The 14,604-nt window shown below is 58.9% G+C and carries 15 protein-coding genes and 2 tRNA genes; 9 read left to right on the forward strand and 8 right to left on the reverse strand.

Going from position 1 to position 14,604, the window contains the following annotated elements; genetic code table 11:
- The first annotated feature begins 88 nt into the window (after window positions 1-88).
- Entirely contained in the window at window positions 89-853 is a 765-nt protein-coding gene (gene rph / locus OZY47_RS01415; protein ID WP_277178182.1) for a ribonuclease PH, read from the forward strand.
- Between the two features lie 199 nt (window positions 854-1,052).
- Window positions 1,053-1,727 carry an RdgB/HAM1 family non-canonical purine NTP pyrophosphatase gene (gene rdgB / locus OZY47_RS01420; RefSeq protein WP_277178183.1) on the forward strand — a complete coding sequence of 225 codons (675 nt, stop codon included), beginning with the start codon at window positions 1,053-1,055 and terminating at the stop codon, window positions 1,725-1,727.
- 363 nt (window positions 1,728-2,090) lie between these two features.
- Here the strand turns inward: rdgB and OZY47_RS01425 are convergent, their stop codons facing one another.
- Entirely contained in the window at window positions 2,091-3,092 is a 1,002-nt protein-coding gene (locus OZY47_RS01425; protein WP_277178184.1) for an AEC family transporter, read from the reverse strand.
- Window positions 3,093-3,351: 259 nt separating this feature from the next.
- On the opposite strand from OZY47_RS01425, the gene OZY47_RS01430 reads away from it, so the two are divergent.
- Window positions 3,352-3,432 (forward strand) — tRNA-Leu (locus OZY47_RS01430).
- Window positions 3,433-3,483: 51 nt separating this feature from the next.
- Here OZY47_RS01430 and OZY47_RS01435 read toward each other — a convergent pair.
- Window positions 3,484-3,981 (reverse strand): YbaK/EbsC family protein, encoded by a 498-nt coding sequence (locus OZY47_RS01435; RefSeq protein ID WP_277178185.1) that lies wholly within the window; start codon window positions 3,979-3,981, stop codon window positions 3,484-3,486.
- 189 nt (window positions 3,982-4,170) lie between these two features.
- Here OZY47_RS01435 and OZY47_RS01440 point away from each other — a divergent pair, with 189 nt between their 5' ends.
- The gene (locus OZY47_RS01440; RefSeq protein WP_277178186.1) at window positions 4,171-5,010 is read left to right on the forward strand and encodes a hypothetical protein; all 840 of its coding nucleotides are present in this window, start codon (window positions 4,171-4,173) and stop codon (window positions 5,008-5,010) included.
- A 296-nt stretch (window positions 5,011-5,306) separates the two neighbouring features.
- On the opposite strand, the gene OZY47_RS01445 is transcribed toward OZY47_RS01440, so the two are convergent.
- The 4 genes from OZY47_RS01445 to OZY47_RS01460 all read right to left on the reverse strand — a co-directional run bounded on the left by OZY47_RS01445 (window position 5,307) and on the right by OZY47_RS01460 (window position 7,648).
- Entirely contained in the window at window positions 5,307-6,326 is a 1,020-nt protein-coding gene (locus OZY47_RS01445; protein WP_277178187.1) for an aldo/keto reductase, read from the reverse strand.
- A gap of 58 nt (window positions 6,327-6,384) precedes the next feature.
- Window positions 6,385-6,891: a MerR family transcriptional regulator gene (locus tag OZY47_RS01450; RefSeq protein ID WP_277178188.1), complete on the reverse strand. Its 507-nt coding sequence runs from the start codon at window positions 6,889-6,891 to the stop codon at window positions 6,385-6,387.
- A 116-nt stretch (window positions 6,892-7,007) separates the two neighbouring features.
- Entirely contained in the window at window positions 7,008-7,361 is a 354-nt protein-coding gene (locus OZY47_RS01455) for an addiction module antidote protein (protein WP_277178189.1), read from the reverse strand.
- Window positions 7,346-7,648 (reverse strand): type II toxin-antitoxin system RelE/ParE family toxin, encoded by a 303-nt coding sequence (locus tag OZY47_RS01460; RefSeq protein ID WP_277178190.1) that lies wholly within the window; start codon window positions 7,646-7,648, stop codon window positions 7,346-7,348. The genes OZY47_RS01455 and OZY47_RS01460 overlap by 16 nt, the downstream gene beginning before the upstream one ends.
- A gap of 127 nt (window positions 7,649-7,775) precedes the next feature.
- On the opposite strand from OZY47_RS01460, the gene OZY47_RS01465 reads away from it, so the two are divergent.
- From OZY47_RS01465 to OZY47_RS01475, 3 genes are all read left to right on the forward strand, one after another.
- The gene (locus OZY47_RS01465; RefSeq protein ID WP_277178191.1) at window positions 7,776-8,255 is read left to right on the forward strand and encodes a MarR family transcriptional regulator; all 480 of its coding nucleotides are present in this window, start codon (window positions 7,776-7,778) and stop codon (window positions 8,253-8,255) included.
- A gap of 74 nt (window positions 8,256-8,329) precedes the next feature.
- The gene (locus OZY47_RS01470) at window positions 8,330-9,835 is read left to right on the forward strand and encodes an MDR family MFS transporter (RefSeq protein ID WP_277178192.1); all 1,506 of its coding nucleotides are present in this window, start codon (window positions 8,330-8,332) and stop codon (window positions 9,833-9,835) included.
- A 250-nt stretch (window positions 9,836-10,085) separates the two neighbouring features.
- Complete coding sequence (locus tag OZY47_RS01475; RefSeq protein ID WP_277178193.1) at window positions 10,086-10,409, forward strand: carboxymuconolactone decarboxylase family protein; 324 nt, start codon at window positions 10,086-10,088, stop codon at window positions 10,407-10,409.
- Between the two features lie 184 nt (window positions 10,410-10,593).
- On the opposite strand, the gene OZY47_RS01480 is transcribed toward OZY47_RS01475, so the two are convergent.
- Window positions 10,594-10,666, reverse strand: a tRNA-Thr gene (locus OZY47_RS01480).
- 245 nt (window positions 10,667-10,911) lie between these two features.
- Between OZY47_RS01480 and OZY47_RS01485 the strand changes: the two genes are divergently transcribed.
- Window positions 10,912-12,243 (forward strand): mannose-1-phosphate guanylyltransferase, encoded by a 1,332-nt coding sequence (locus OZY47_RS01485; protein WP_277179031.1) that lies wholly within the window; start codon window positions 10,912-10,914, stop codon window positions 12,241-12,243.
- A 93-nt stretch (window positions 12,244-12,336) separates the two neighbouring features.
- On the opposite strand, the gene OZY47_RS01490 is transcribed toward OZY47_RS01485, so the two are convergent.
- Entirely contained in the window at window positions 12,337-13,797 is a 1,461-nt protein-coding gene (locus OZY47_RS01490) for a DUF6020 family protein (RefSeq protein ID WP_277178194.1), read from the reverse strand.
- 454 nt (window positions 13,798-14,251) lie between these two features.
- Here OZY47_RS01490 and OZY47_RS01495 point away from each other — a divergent pair, with 454 nt between their 5' ends.
- The gene (locus OZY47_RS01495) at window positions 14,252-14,599 is read left to right on the forward strand and encodes a hypothetical protein (RefSeq protein WP_277178195.1); all 348 of its coding nucleotides are present in this window, start codon (window positions 14,252-14,254) and stop codon (window positions 14,597-14,599) included.
- Window positions 14,600-14,604: the final 5 nt, after the last annotated feature.

Genomic DNA, 14,604 nt, shown 5'->3' on the forward strand with positions numbered 1-14,604 from the left:
GGCCGTGACATCGATATGTGTTGCAAATAGCCGATTTCCTGCGCTGAAGCGCGGAGCCGACGTGACCGGCTGATGGTAGGTTGGCGGTATGGCTCAAATCAAGGATTTACTCAACGAAAACACCGTGGTGCGCCCCGACGGACGTGCTGTCGACGAGCTGCGACCCGTCAAGATCACCCGTAATTTCACCGACGCCCCCGAAGGCTCCGTGCTCATCGAGTGCGGCAACACCCGCGTGATGTGCACCGCCACTTTCGCGCCCGGTGTGCCGCGCTGGCGCAAGGATTCCGGGCTCGGCTGGGTCACCGCCGAATACGCGATGCTGCCACGCGCCACCTCCGAGCGCACGCCGCGCGAATCGGTGCGTGGCAAGGTCGGCGGGCGCACGCAGGAGATCAGCCGTTTGGTCGGCCGCTGCCTGCGCGGTGTCATCGACATGAAGGCTCTCGGCGAGAACCAGGTGCAGCTGGACTGCGACGTGCTGCAGGCCGACGGTGGCACCCGCACCGCGTCGGTGACCGGCGCATACGTCGCGCTGGTCGACGCGTTGCACTGGGCCGAGAAGCACAAGCACATCCGTTCCGCCGAGAAGGCCATCAAGGACCAGATTTCCGCGGTTTCCGTAGGCATCATCAACGGCACCCCGATGCTCGACCTGCCCTATATCGAGGACAGCCAGGCCATGACCGACATGAACGTCGCGATGACCGGCTCCGGCAAGTTCATCGAGATCCAGGGCACCGCCGAGCACCGTCCCTTCACCCGCGACGAGCTCAACGTGCTGCTCGAGCTGGCCGAGAAGGGCAACAAGGAGCTCCAGCGCGCGCAGAACGAGGCGCTCGCGTCGGACTGACATTGGGTTTGGTCGCATTGGTGACGCAAACCAGCTGATTGCCGTCGCAAACGCAATATGACTGTGCGGATAGGTTGCAAACGTGACGGTAAACGGTTGCGTAGCGTCACAAATGTGAGGTCAAGCACTTATTGGATTGCGAATGGGACGGTAAAAGGCTGATTGCCGTCGCAAATGCAACCAACGAAGGGATGGAAACATGAAAATCGTCGTCGCGACACATAATGAGGGCAAATTGCCTGAGATCCGCAATATCATCGAGGCGGAACTGGGTGAGGCCGCCCGTCACGTCGAGCTGGTGTCGGCCGGGTCGATGAACCTGCCCGATCCCGTGGAGGACGGCGTCACCTTCGAGGAGAACGCGCTGATCAAGGCGCGGGACGTGGCCAAACGTACCGGTCTGCCGGCGCTCGCCGACGACAGCGGACTCATCGTCGACGTGCTCGGCGCGGCTCCCGGAATCCTGTCGGCGCGCTGGGCCGGTGCCCACGGCCACGACAAAGCCAACAACGCGCTGCTTCTCGCGCAGATCGAGGACATTCCCGACGGCAAACGCAACGCCCACTTCAACTGCGCGGCCGCCTTGGTGGTGCCGAAGCATTGTGGCGAGGAGCGCCCCGATGGCTCCACGCCGAAGGCCCGGGAAACCGTTGAGCTGGGCGAGATGCGCGGCGTGATTGTCCGCGAGCCGCGCGGCGAGAACGGTTTCGGCTATGATTCCATTTTCGTGCCCAACGACCAGCCCGGCCGCCTCAATGACGACGGCGAGAAACTCACCAGTGCCGAGATGAGCGCCGATGAGAAGAACGCCATCTCCCACCGCCACAAGGCCTTTGTGGCCCTCGCTCCGGCCATCAAGGAGCTTATCGGCTGAGGAAGTAATGAATGTGCGCTCACACTTTAGGGCAGATAGCCGAGTCAGATTGGCAGAATTCCGCCAATTCTCGCCGTCTATCCGCCTTAAAGTGTGAGCGCACTTTACCTATAAACCCATCTTCCCCGTGAACGACGTCCCCACATGTGCCACCCCAACCGCAGTCCCCGTCGCCGAATGCCTGACTCTGCAGCAGCCAACCAGTGGAAAAAGCATCAAAACGGGCCGAATTTGGTGCTTTTCCCACTGGGATGGAGCTTACTGCGATGAAAAGCACCTTTTCCGTGCTGTTTTGGCGCTTTTCCCACTGATTGGTGCTGAGATGGGTTAGGCTGCCGAGTGAGCTGACGATCGCACCGCGGCTCACATGTGGATGATGAAGTGGGCGGCGGCCATCATCAGGGTGCCCACCACGGCGGTGATGCAGAGGATGAAGCCGGCGAGCTTCGCGTTGCCGAGCACCTTGTCGGTGAACATCGTCGAGAAGATGGCGGTCGGCGCCAGGCAGCACATCACGGCCGTCTCGCGCACCAGCGGGCCGAACGGCAGCAGGAACCAGGCGGCCAGCGCAGCGATGATGCCGCATGGAATACGCCAGGCCATCACCTCACCGACGAACCTGAGGTCGCTTTTCGAGCCGGGCAGGTCGGTGAGCATGCCGACCATGACCATCGAGCAGAAGGCGTTGGCCGCCGAGAACGGCTGCGAGACCTGCGCGATCCAGTGTGGGAAGCGGAAGTTGACGAGCATGAGCAGCACCATGAGGATGTAGGTGTCGAAGGCCGGCGAGGTGACGAATCCCTTGATCACGTTGCGAAGGAGTGCGCGGCGCTGCAGTCGTTTGGCGTCGCGGTCCGTGGCCTTGATGCGCGGCAGCGTCGGCTCGTCGCCCGCGTTCTGCTCGGCCAGCGTCTTGCCCGGCGCGATGTGCAGCAGGGTCTGGGTCATCACGTTCGTGCCGGCGGCCACCATGATGTCGTTGCCGATGTCGAACATCGCCGCGGGGATGAGTGCGGCCGGGCCCAGGAACGCTTGCACCATGGGGAAGCAGAAGCAGCCCACGTTGAATCCACCGCCGTTGAGCATGAGGAAGGCGCGGTCGGCGACGGGGCGGTGGCGGCTGGCGACGAAGATGAGCAGCGGCGGTGTGAGTGCGGCCAGCAGTGAGAAGCCGGAGAGCAGCAGAAGGTTGAGCTCGTGCGGATTCGTGGCGAACGAATAGATGATCGCGCCGGGCAGCACGATATCGAATTCGAGCACCTGCACCACGCGGTAATCCTTCGGCCCGAGGATGCCGGTGCGTTTGAAGAGGTAGCCGAGCAGGATGATGAGCAGCAGCGTCGCCGGTTGGATGAGTGCTGACATGGGCTTGTCTCTCCCGCTTTCTCGGTGCTTGGCGGCGCCGTCGCGCATGGCCCGCCTCGCGTGTTCTCTACGCTGCCAATCATAGGACGAGCGTCGCCATCGGGGAATGGTATGTCGTCATTTGGTCGGCGGATGAACGCTTTGGCGCTTGCGGTGTGAGGTGTCGGAGCGTCTGCGTGGCGCGGCGTGGATACCTGCGAACCCGACGCTGCCACACGTCAGGGTTGTGCGGGACGTCTGGTAAATTTGGTGAGGTTACGCGCGCATGGCGGAATTGGTAGACGCGCAGGATTTAGGTTCCTGTGACTTTGTCGTGAGGGTTCGAGTCCCTTTGCGCGCACTTGTCAGGGCGAGGTTCGAGGCGGAATTATTAGGCTCTGATTTCGATGTTTCACATCTGGATTGGTGTCAGCGTGTAGCCGGCCATTCTGCTGAATCGCTCCAAGTCCGAATAGGAGACGACCAACGTCTCGGTGCTTTTGCCGGCGTGGAAGCCGAGGCGGGGTTGGTCGCAGAAGTCCGCATCGATCAGAAAACGTAGGTTTTCGATATGCTTTTCGGGCACCGCCAACGGTGACACCAACCCGCTGGTGGTGCCCAGTTCTTTGGCCAGTTCGTCGTCCGTCGCGAAATTCAGGCTGCTTCGGCTCGTATCGAGTATCTGCGCGAGTCGTTTGAAATCGACGCGTTGTTGCGGGGCCGCCATGACGAGAATGTAGCTGTAGTCCCTCTTGTTCCGGATCAGCAGGTTTTTCACGATCATGCAGTCGAATTCGGAGCTGTGCTCCATGGTGGTCACCGGGGCGTGGCGAATCGTCCGGTACTGAATGCCAAATTGATCCAGGCGCCGTTTGTAATAAGCGTTGTTTCCGTCATCGAGTTCGGTCATGGTTCCTCCGATGTCATTTTAAAACATCCGAAGCGCGGAGATGTCGCGTCCCGTTCGTTGGCCGTGTTCGTTTTGGTCATGTCCGTTCGTGCGGATTGCTGAGTGCGCATAGTCAAAGGATTGTAAGTATTCTTACGATTCGCGTGAATTCGTCAAAGTGATTGACGTTTATCGTTATCATGTAAAGGTATGGACGACTATCGTTACCTCAACCCGCCCCAGCAGGATTTCGGTCCGGAGTCGGGCTATCCGCAACAGGATTACTTGCCGCAGCCCGCTTACCCCCAACAGGTCATGCCACCGGCGCAACCGGGCTACCCCTATCAGCCGCCGCGCAAGCCGAAAAAACACAGGACCAGGACGGTCATCCTCATCGTCGTGCTGATTGTGGTGGCGATAGTTCTCGTGCCAATTCTGCTGTTTTTGAGCGTACCTATCATGTTCGGCCTGGACGATTTGCGCAGGGAGGCGGAGACCCCGATGCTGGCGAGGTCCAAGACCGCGGTGGCCATGTATACCGATTGCGTGCGGACGGACGTGGAGCCCGGGGCGTTCTCCGGCAAGGCTGTGGACGGGCACGGCAAACCGGTGATTCAGTCGTATACCATCGATACTTCCCAACAGAATATCGAGCTCACCCCCGCCAGCACCAGTTTTCGCCTCAACCTCAATGGTGACTCCGACATGTTTCTGACGATTTCGCTGGATGGCGGCGCGGCAGGTGGGGGTGGCGATGAGATGAGCTGTAGGGCGGTCGCGGAGGACTCGCCAAAACTCATGAAAGCGCTGCAAAAGCATTACGGCGATTGCCTTGATGATGATTTCTCGAGTCCGCATGATGGTGAGCCGCTTTGCGTCCATGACAACCATCATGGCCAGCTCATCGAATCCATACGCGAGTGCGAAGACAGCAAACTCCGCGGCAGCCTTCACGCCTGCGTGCCGCCCAAGATGGACGAGGGTGATGACGATGATGGGGGAGGCGGCTCCAACCAGTTCCAGGGAGTTCCGGGCGATCCTGGGAACTGATCAGCCGTTTGAAAGGCGGAGTATCAACGCAAACGGGCCGGATCGCTACTTGAGAGAGCAACGATCCGGCCTTGTTTTGGGTAATAAGGTGGCGTGGGTGTCAGAATAGGCCGCTGGCGATTTCCTGGTGTCCTGTTCGAATCAAGAATCAGGTTGGGCACCCAGAATAGGCCGTTGACGAACCGTTGATGGCTTGTTTTCAGCACGAACCGGCGCATAGAACCCAAGCCTTTACGGGTCCATTGGCCGATCGTTTCCGGCGTGGGCCAATGTGGGTGGCTCAAAGTCGGTTGCCTTTACTTGGTCTCGGGCGGCACGGTGGTGCCGGCGAGCGGCTTGTCGCCCGGGCGGGCCAACGGGCCGACCAGCTCGTGGGCGATGTAGGGTGCCTCGAGATAGTCCACTTCCTCGGGGCTGAGCTTGACGTCGAGGGCGGCGACGGCCTGGTCGACGCGCTTGGGGGAGCTGCAGCCCACAATCGGCGCGCTTGGCCTGTGCGTCCAGTGCCAGGCCAGCGCGATCTGCGCCATGCTCACCCTGCGCTTTTCGGCCAGCTCGGCGACGCGGTCGACGATGGGCTGGTCGATGGCGCGGTCGCGGTCGTACTTGCTGTGCTCCACCTTGTCGGTCCTGCCGCGAAGCGTTTCCGAATTCCAGGTCTTGCGCGCGAGATGGCCGGAAGCCAGCGGGCTGTAAGGCGTGGGCACGGCGCCATATTGGCGGGCGACGGGAATCAGCTCGCGCTCGTCCTCGCGGTAGATGAGGTTGTAATGGCACTGCAGGCTCGACAGCCGCGTCCAGCCGTTGCGGTCGGCCACGATTTGCAGGTTGTGGTACTGGTAGCCGTACATCTCGCTGGCGCCGAGCGCCCGCACCTTGCCTTCGCGCACCAGCTCGTCGAGCGCCTGCATCGTCTCCTCCATGGGAGTGCCGTAGTCGAAACGGTGCAGGATATAAAGGTCGAGATAGTCGGTCTGCAGGCGTTTGAGGCTGCCTTCGATTTCGCGCTTGATGGCTTTCGCTGAAGAATGGCCCTCGTTGAAATAGACCTTACTGGCGAGCACGACCTGGTCGCGCGGAACGTTGAGGTTCTTCAGCGCCTGGCCGATGTACTCCTCGCTGGTGCCACGTGCGTAGCAGTTGGCGGTGTCGATGGCGTTGACGCCAAGCTCGAGCGCGCGGGCGATGACGGCCTGCGTGCCCTCCTGGTCGATGGTCCAGACGTGTTGTTCCGGGTCGGGCTTGCCGAATGACATGCCTCCGATGAACATCGGCGAGATTTTGACGCCCGAATCTCCTAGGTTGATGCGTTCCATGATGGGCTTCTTTCTGTGGTTTGTGGCGAGTTGATATTGTCGGTTGGATGAGGTTTGGTCAGTTTGATTTGGCCAGTTTTATAGCGGTTTTTGATTCGTCGTTGTCATTGTCGTGGTTGTCTTTCCAATGACTCAGCTGGTTGACCTTCTCCTCGGCCAGCGCCCCGAGTCGCCCGGCCTCGGCCTCGTCGCCGGCCGCCACCGCGCCCCAATACTTGATTTTGAGGTTGACGTATTCCTCGCGGGCCTTGAGGAACCGGCGCTCCTCGACCAGCCGACGCTTCTGGTCGCGCAGCAGCTCGATCTCGGTGGACGCGCCCTCGCGGCCACGCTTGCGGTTGGCCATGTACTCCTTCATCTTGGCCAGCGGCATGCCGGTCGCCGAAAGGCACGAGATGATCAGCAACGCCTGCAAATCGTCGTCGGAGTAGGTGCGATGTCCGCTTTCCGGGTCGCGGGCGATGGGCGCGATGATGCCGACGTCTTCGTAATAGCGCAGCGTGCTCTCGGGCAGACCGCAGTAAAGCGACGCCTCGCCGATGGAATGCCAAGCCTGAGTGTTCATGCCCCTCACTCTATTGACTTCAAGCACTTTAAGTCAAAACGAAGGGTTGGGCGGTATCGCTTAACGAAAATAACGCGAATCTGCCTTCTAGGGAATCGTGTTATTTATTGGTTTTATCAGGCAACTTGCCGAGGAAGTAACGGGCTTGCGCCACCAAACAATTCCCGCAGTGCGCTGTAAACCGTACGGAATGAAGGATTGGCACCTTTTTTCAAAGATTTGTACAGGCTTGACCTTCCTACATTGGCTCGATCGGCAATGGAAGTCATCTTTTTTTGAGCTTTCGCAACTTCGCCCAAAGCGGCCACAATCATTGACGTAGCTTCATCTTCATCCTCGATGCCGTCCGCCTCGGCAATGACTTCTTTCAGATAGTTTTCCGCATCTTCTTTCGTGTTCAAGTAATCGGATACATTGAATTCGCTAAAGGTTTCATTTGTAGGTGCCGGCTTTTTCATTGCTGTTTCCATTCTTTCCACATGGTCTTTGCCTTGTCGATGTCTCTGGTTTGAGAGCTTTTGTCCCCGCCTACCAGAAGTAAAACGAGCTGATTACCGTTGCGGGCAAAATAAACTCGGTATCCGGGTCCGGTATTAAAGCGTTGCTCATAGATGCCATCTTTGATTGATTTGCAGTCTCCAATCAATTTATCTGAGAGCCCAAGTCGTGTTAGCCAGGCAAGGATTTTTCGTTGTGCAGGCTTATCTCGCAGATGGGCCAACCAATCGTCGAAAGTAGCTGATTTAAGTATTTCCATACTTAACTGTATCTTACAAGATACAACTTGTCAAAAAGTGTTGCAATGTTAATCGTCATATAGAGATAAGTCGTAGTGATGGATGACTCAAAAGATAAGTCGTGAGCGGGAATTAGTGTAGCAAGCTATGGATAAGAGTGATGCGAAGTTCGATGCGACTGGGGCCGATAGTCTGGGGCCGCTGATCAAGGTGGCGAATACCTTGATCGAGAAGGAACTCAACAACCGTGTTGCTTCGATGTTCGAGGGATACAGCCTCACCGGTCCGCAGATTACGTTGATGGTGTATCTGCACGATGCGCACGGGCACGCCGTCACTCAGCGCGAGATCGCAGATCGGTTCGTGCTGAGCCATCCTACGATTCGTGGCATCGTCAAACGGTTGGAAAGCGCGGGGCTTATCGAGACTTCGCAGCTGGAAAGCGATCGCCGGCAGATTCTGCTTGAGCTCACCGCCGAGGGGCTGCGTTTGATGGACGCGCATATCGAGGACATCCACGCCGCGATGGAGCGGATTAACGCGAGGATCACTGATGGCTTTGGAGTTGCCGAGCAGAAGAAACTGGTTGCCGCGCTCAAACGCATCGTCACGAACTTCTCTGAATAATCGTGATTTCGTTCACCCAGTTAGTTTTATTTTTATCAAAACTGTAGCTTGCTATAAATTAGGAAAGGTTACCAATGGCAGATCAAGAATCGGAAATACGGAAAGACGGGCAGCGGAACGCTCAAGACTTGAAGCTTGAGTCGGGGCAGGAAAGCGGCGGCTTCACCTCGTCGATTACCCCACGTCAGCGCGGGCTGATGATGGCGGTGCTGTTGCTTGGTTCGTTCACAGCGCTGATGGCCGAGACATTCCTGAACAATGCGCTGCCGACGATTATGGATGCGTTTTCCATGAGCCAGGCGACTGCACAATGGCTCACCACTGCCTATCTGTTGGTGGTCGGTTTGATGATCCCGATGTCCGCGTGGGTGTTCGAGTCCTTTAATCTACGCACCACGTTCGTCACGCTGATGGCTGTCTTCTTTATCGGTTCAATCGTCTGCATTTTCGCGCCAAACTTCTGGGTGCTGCTCGCGGGCCGCATCATCGAGGCCATCGCCGCCGGCGGGTTGATGCCGTTCATCCAGAACGTTATCCTGATGATGTTCCCGCCAGAAAAGCGAGGTATGGCCATGGGCATCACCGGCCTGGTCATCGGCTTCGGGCCGGCGGTCGGCCCCACCATTTCCGGCCTTATTCTCAAGGTTTCCAGCTGGAAGATGCTCTTCATCATTCTCGCCATTGCGAGCGCCATCACTGCGATTCTCGCCGTGCCGCTGGTGCGCAACCTCACCTCGCCGCACCACAGCACGACTGACGTCATCTCCTTCGCAGAGTCCATTTTCGGCTTCGGCCTCATCCTTTATGCGCTTTCCGAAGTCGGCAACACCGGTCGTATCACGGTGATGCTCGCGGTACTGTTCATTGTTGGCGTGGTCATCATGGCGCTCTTCTGTGTCCGCCAGCTCAAGCTCTCCAACCCCCTGCTCGACATCCATGTCTTCGGCAACGCCCGCTTCAACCTCTGCACGCTGCTGAGCACCATCAGCAACATCGCCATGGTCGGCATCGAACTGGTGCTGCCGCTTTATCTGCAGACCACGCGCGCCGAATCAGCGCTCACCAGCGGTCTGGTGATGATGCCGGGCGCGCTTGTTATGGTGATCTGCAACCCGATTTCCGGCACGCTCTACGACAAGCTCGGTATCAAGAAACTCTCGCTCTTCGGCTTCCTGATGCTCCTGATCGGCTCCGTTCCGATGCTCTGGTTCAGCGCGAAAACAAGCCTCTTCGTGATCGGCCTGTGCTATGCGCTGCGCATGGGCGGCATCTCCTTCACGATGATGACCACGTTCACCGCCGGCATCAACCTGAGCTCCGCCCGCCTCACCGCGCACGCCAACGCCGCTTCGTCCACGGTCCGACAGGTCGGCGGCTCGCTGGGCACGGCGCTCGCGATGCTCGTCATCTCCCTGGCCGCGACTTCGCAGGCCTCCGCCGGCAAGGCCACAGCTCAGGCCATCGGCTACAACTGGGGCTTCATCCTCATGGTCATCTTCGCCGTCATCGGTCTCGTCGCCTCCTTCTTCCTTCCGAACGCCACCACCGAGCGCAAACTCATCGCCGCCGAGAGCGAGTAAGCGCGAACCCAGTGGTCACGGCAATCAGGAAGAAAAGCACTAAAAGCGCTCTAGAATAATGCTTTTCTTCCTGATTGATGATTGCCCTGCGGTGAAAAGCACCTTTCCCGGGGCTTTTTGGTGCTTTTCTCACTGGTTCCTGACTTGGTGGCGGTGAGTCGGGGCGCCGTGTTGACTTCGAGTGCTTGAAGTTTCTAGGCTTGATGGCGACGACGATATCGTAATGGGTAATTTGCGAAAGGAACCAGTCATGGCCAAGAAACAGACGGCGGGGCACGAGCAGCTTGGAGAGTTCGCGCCGCAGTTCGCGCATCTGAACGACGACGTGCTTTTCGGCGAGGTGTGGAGCCGCGAGGACGAGCTTTCTGCGCACGACCGCTCGATGATCACCATCGCAGCCATCATCGCGATGGGCGCCACCGAACAGATGGACGCGCATTTCAACATCGGCAAGGCCAACGGCATCACCAAGGACGAGATCGCCGCCGAAATCACGCATCTCGCCTTTTACGTCGGCTGGCCGAAAGCTTGGTCGGCGTTCAACCGCGCGAAGAAGATTTGGGCGGACGAGTAGGTCCTTGCCCTGAGGTCTCCGTCGTTTTGACGAGACGGGACAGACGGGATATCCACTATATTTCGGTATTTTTAAACCGGTGATTCATCAATGTTGGCGTCATGGCATGAGCGTGACGTCAACGTTTTTATTTGAGGGAATCAAGATATATCAATGTGTCGAAAACAAAGAAAGATAAAACGGGAGCCGCTTGACAGAATCGAACTGTCGACCTTCTCATTACGAGTGAGACGCTCTACCAACTGAGCTAAAGCGGCAAGGCCCGAGCGGCATACGCCACCCGCGCACAAAACAATAATGATACTGGTTGACGTGGATTTTGTCTACGAACGCCGCGTTCGGACGTGTCTTAAGAAAAGGAGCTCACACTTAAACGCAAATGGAAATGAGAGAATGGCGGGATTGCAACAGATTAGGATTCGTATCCAAGTAAAAGCGTGAGTGTGACTTCCCGAATACCAATGACAACGGCCCGAGGGACAATGAGTGCATGAACGAGACAATGGGTGAAGCCAGGCGCGCCGGGGCGGAACACGCGGAACATGGGGATTTCGAGGACTTCTACGCCATCATCCCCGCGGGCGGCACGGGTTCGCGCCTGTGGCCGCTGAGCCGCGGAGCCAGGCCCAAGTTCCTCTTCGATCTGATGGGCAGCGGCAGCACGCTCATCCAGTCCACGTTCGCCCGCCTCGCCCGACTGACCGGCCCCGACCACATCGTGGTGAGCACGGGCTGGCGGCACGTCGCCGAGGTGGAGGCCCAGCTGCCCGATCTCGCCGAATCCAACATCTTCGCCGAGCCGGTGCCGCGCGACTCCACCGCCGCCATCGCCTTGGCCACCGCCATCCTCGCGCGTCGCCACGGCGACCACATCGTGGTCGGTTCCTTCGCCGCCGACCATGTGATCCGCGGCAAGGAAACGTTTGCCGAGTCCGTGCGTCAGGCCGTGGCCGTGGCGCGCGCCGGCTACGTGACGACCATCGGCATCGCGGCCTCCCGCCCATCCACCGCGTTTGGCTACATTCACCAAGGCCGTTCGCTGGCCGGCGAGGTGGCCGGGGCGCCGAGCGCGCGCCTGGTGGAGCGTTTCGTGGAGAAGCCGGATTCCGCCACCGCGCAGGCCTACCTTTCCACCGGCGAGTATCGCTGGAACGCAGGCATGTTCATCATGCGGGCCGACGTGTTGCTCGACCATCTGCGCGAATACAAGCCCCAGCTGTTCGACGCCATCTTGCATATCGCCGACGCCTACGCGGCCGAGGACGAGGCCGAAGCCAAGGATGCTGAGAATGGCGGTAATGGCAAGCAAGGTGGGGCCGAAGGGTTGGCCGCGTTGCCCTTGGATTATAAGGACACGAACGGTGACGGTCATGGTGATGGTGACAGCGACACCAGCGCCGATGCCGAATCTGGCTCAGACATCAATCTCGACGCGGTCGATGAGGCCATGGCCAAATACTGGCCGGGCATTGAGAAAGTCGCCTTCGACTACGCGGTGGCCGAACCCCTGAGCGTGGCCGGCGGAGTCGCGATGGTTCCTGGCGATTTTGGCTGGGACGATATCGGCGACTTCAATTCCGTGGCGGCGCTGCTGCCGAGTACCGGGGAGCGCAACATCAAGATCCTGGGTGACACCGACCGCGTGGTGAGCATCGACAGCGCCGGTGACGTGGTGATGCCGCTTTCCGAACGTACCATCGCGCTGCTTGGCGTCAACGACATGGTGGTGGCCGACACCCCCGACGCCCTGCTCATCGCCCCGCGCGCCCGCAGCCAGGAAGTCAAGGATATGGTGACTTATCTCGACCGCGAGGGCCGCGACGACATCCTGTAAGGGTTAAGGGTTAAGGATTTACGGATACGGTAACGTTCTTCAACGATTCATTTGTTTGGAATTCCTATCTTTTAGCCTGCTTCCAGCCCCCGCTCAGTCCGCCTTTGCTATCTTTGCTGTCCCATCCCTCTTCTCGCGCCCGAAAACCAGCGCCGCGAGGAACGGAATCAGGATGATCGAGCCGAGCATCAGGCGTATCTGCACCGCCAGCGCCGAAAGCATCAGCGAGACGCCGATGCCCAGCGGTATGAGGAACAACGGCAGCAGCTCGTGCATGCCGCGTCGCCACGCGAAAACGGCAAGCGCGATCATGACCCAATCCAATATGGCCAGATTGAAGATCACGTGAGGTATGGGCGCCAGTTTGGAATACACGGCGTGGCCCTTGTCGGTGTGCAGCATGGCGGCAAGGATGCTGTATTGGTCGTCGGTCACCTGGAGCGGGTTGACCAGCGAGCCCTCGAATTTCGCGTACCCCGCCACGCAGGTACCGAGGTTGGAGAAGCACAGGTCGCTCCAGTTCTTGAGGAACGGGCGCAGGTCCTTGCCGGTGAGCGAGGGCACCTTGTTGGTCATTACGAACAGGCGCTCGATATCGTAGTTGCGGGCCCATTCGCTTTCGGGGCGGATGGAGGTGAAATAGGCGTTGGCCTGCGGGCTCAGGTGCTGCGGGGAGCCGTGGAGATCCTGATAATAGATGTAGCTCACCTGCATGAGCGGCACGCCCAGCATCTCGGTAGTGGGGGAAGGCTTGGCCTTCAAACCATAGTCGCAGTAGGTGCCCCAGGCCGCGCTCAGGGCCGCGAAGGCGACCAGCGAGGCGACCAGCTGCCTCCAGTAGCGGCGGAAATGGATGAGCAGGTAGATGATGATCGCGAAGACGAAGATGAAATTGTTCTTGCGGAACTCGTTGGTCAGAAAAAGCGTGACGGCCAGGCCGGCGAGGAACCACGGGCGGCGCAGAATCTTGCCTTTCGTATCGATCGCCTCGAAGACCTCCACGCACAGCAGCAGCGTGAATCCGGCGCACAGCACGTCTTTGGTGCAGGAGATTGAATAGGCCGGGAAAAGCGGGTAGAAGCTGAAGAGCAGGGTGGCGACCAGCAGGGCGCGGCGGCTCACGCGGCGGGCCAGAACGGCCAGGGCGACGATGATGCAGCCGGAGAAGATGAGCATTTGCAACAGGTTGCTCAGCCAGAGCTGGTTGCGGGCGACGAAGCCGAGGAAGAACGTGTCGAGGATGGAGTGCTGCTTGTTGAAGGTCCAGGTGGCGTATTGCTTGCGCTGGTCGACGGCGTCGGGGGAGTCGACGCCGGGGAACATGACGATGTAGGCGATCAGGTTGACGATCAGCGGCAGGAGGATGTACCAGGGGCGGCGCTGGTGCGAAGGAGCTTGCGTGGTTGCGGGGGTTGGCGAGTCAGAGCTCGAAAGCCTGGTTGAGCCGGTGCCTTTAGCCACGTCGGTGGAGACGTCGGTGCTGCCGTTGGCTAACTTGGCCGACTTGGCCGACTTGGTCGACGTGGCGAGGGAATCCGTGAAAGCGAGGCTCATGGTGCCTCATTATAGGGGTATGCGGTAAAAGGGAGGGGTGATTAGGCAATTGTGCTTCGGGACTGTGGATAACTTTCGCGTAATACGCGCGACACGCCTCAAATGTGGATAACCCCAACCGTTCGACCACAGTGCCCTGTTTTGCCTCGGTAATTGGGCGATTTCCTGTTCAATGAATATATGAACGAAGAACCGATAGTCCATCCGCGTATCCATCGTCGGCATCCTCAGCTCAATGATGAGGACGTCCGGGCGGCTTGGCGTGCGTTGATGAAATTCAAGCGGAGGGATGACGGCTCGGGGCGATGGTCCGCTATCGGAGTTGACGGCAAAGGACGTTTTGTGGAATTGGTTTTCCGGGGAAATTCTCATGGCTGTTGGGAGATTTTCCATGCGAATACACCACCGACGAAAGCTATACTGAAAGAGCTGGGTCTATTGAAAGGAGGGCGATATGGAAATGGACGATAAGGAACGTGCGGAAATGGAAGACAAGGAACTCTGCGAGAGTCTTGGCATCACTCGGGAAACACTTGACAGGTGGACGTACGAGGCTGAGGAAGGTATCGATGATGGTAAGTGGGGGCCGACCATCACGGTTCGCGATTTGACTCCAGAAGAGCAGAAGGCATTGGATCGCGCCATTGTGCTGCGTGATCGTATCGACGCGCTCAAAGAGGCCACGGGGATGAGCGAGGCCGAGGCCGAGACCAAGATGGACGCCATTGTCAAGGCCGAGGAAGCGGCCGCCGCGAAGGCTGATACTGAGGCAAGGGAAGCCGAAGCCGTCGTTGCGCGCTGAACTTG

Source organism: Bifidobacterium sp. ESL0790, from assembly GCF_029395435.1.
GTDB lineage: Bacteria > Actinomycetota > Actinomycetes > Actinomycetales > Bifidobacteriaceae > Bifidobacterium.

Coding starts and splice junctions, on each gene's coding strand:
- OZY47_RS01425 (WP_277178184.1), bottom strand. CDS start 3,092: ATGTCAGCACTCATCCAACCGGCGACGCTGCTGCTCATCATCCTGCTC.
- OZY47_RS01470 (WP_277178192.1), top strand. CDS start 8,330: ATGGCAGATCAAGAATCGGAAATACGGAAAGACGGGCAGCGGAACGCT.
- OZY47_RS01455 (WP_277178189.1), bottom strand. CDS start 7,361: ATGGAAACAGCAATGAAAAAGCCGGCACCTACAAATGAAACCTTTAGC.
- OZY47_RS01440 (WP_277178186.1), top strand. CDS start 4,171: ATGGACGACTATCGTTACCTCAACCCGCCCCAGCAGGATTTCGGTCCG.
- OZY47_RS01435 (WP_277178185.1), bottom strand. CDS start 3,981: ATGACCGAACTCGATGACGGAAACAACGCTTATTACAAACGGCGCCTG.
- rph (WP_277178182.1), top strand. CDS start 89: ATGGCTCAAATCAAGGATTTACTCAACGAAAACACCGTGGTGCGCCCC.
- OZY47_RS01490 (WP_277178194.1), bottom strand. CDS start 13,797: ATGAGCCTCGCTTTCACGGATTCCCTCGCCACGTCGACCAAGTCGGCC.
- OZY47_RS01465 (WP_277178191.1), top strand. CDS start 7,776: ATGGATAAGAGTGATGCGAAGTTCGATGCGACTGGGGCCGATAGTCTG.
- OZY47_RS01485 (WP_277179031.1), top strand. CDS start 10,912: ATGGGTGAAGCCAGGCGCGCCGGGGCGGAACACGCGGAACATGGGGAT.
- OZY47_RS01445 (WP_277178187.1), bottom strand. CDS start 6,326: ATGGAACGCATCAACCTAGGAGATTCGGGCGTCAAAATCTCGCCGATG.
- OZY47_RS01460 (WP_277178190.1), bottom strand. CDS start 7,648: ATGGAAATACTTAAATCAGCTACTTTCGACGATTGGTTGGCCCATCTG.
- OZY47_RS01495 (WP_277178195.1), top strand. CDS start 14,252: ATGGAAATGGACGATAAGGAACGTGCGGAAATGGAAGACAAGGAACTC.
- OZY47_RS01475 (WP_277178193.1), top strand. CDS start 10,086: ATGGCCAAGAAACAGACGGCGGGGCACGAGCAGCTTGGAGAGTTCGCG.
- rdgB (WP_277178183.1), top strand. CDS start 1,053: ATGAAAATCGTCGTCGCGACACATAATGAGGGCAAATTGCCTGAGATC.
- OZY47_RS01450 (WP_277178188.1), bottom strand. CDS start 6,891: ATGAACACTCAGGCTTGGCATTCCATCGGCGAGGCGTCGCTTTACTGC.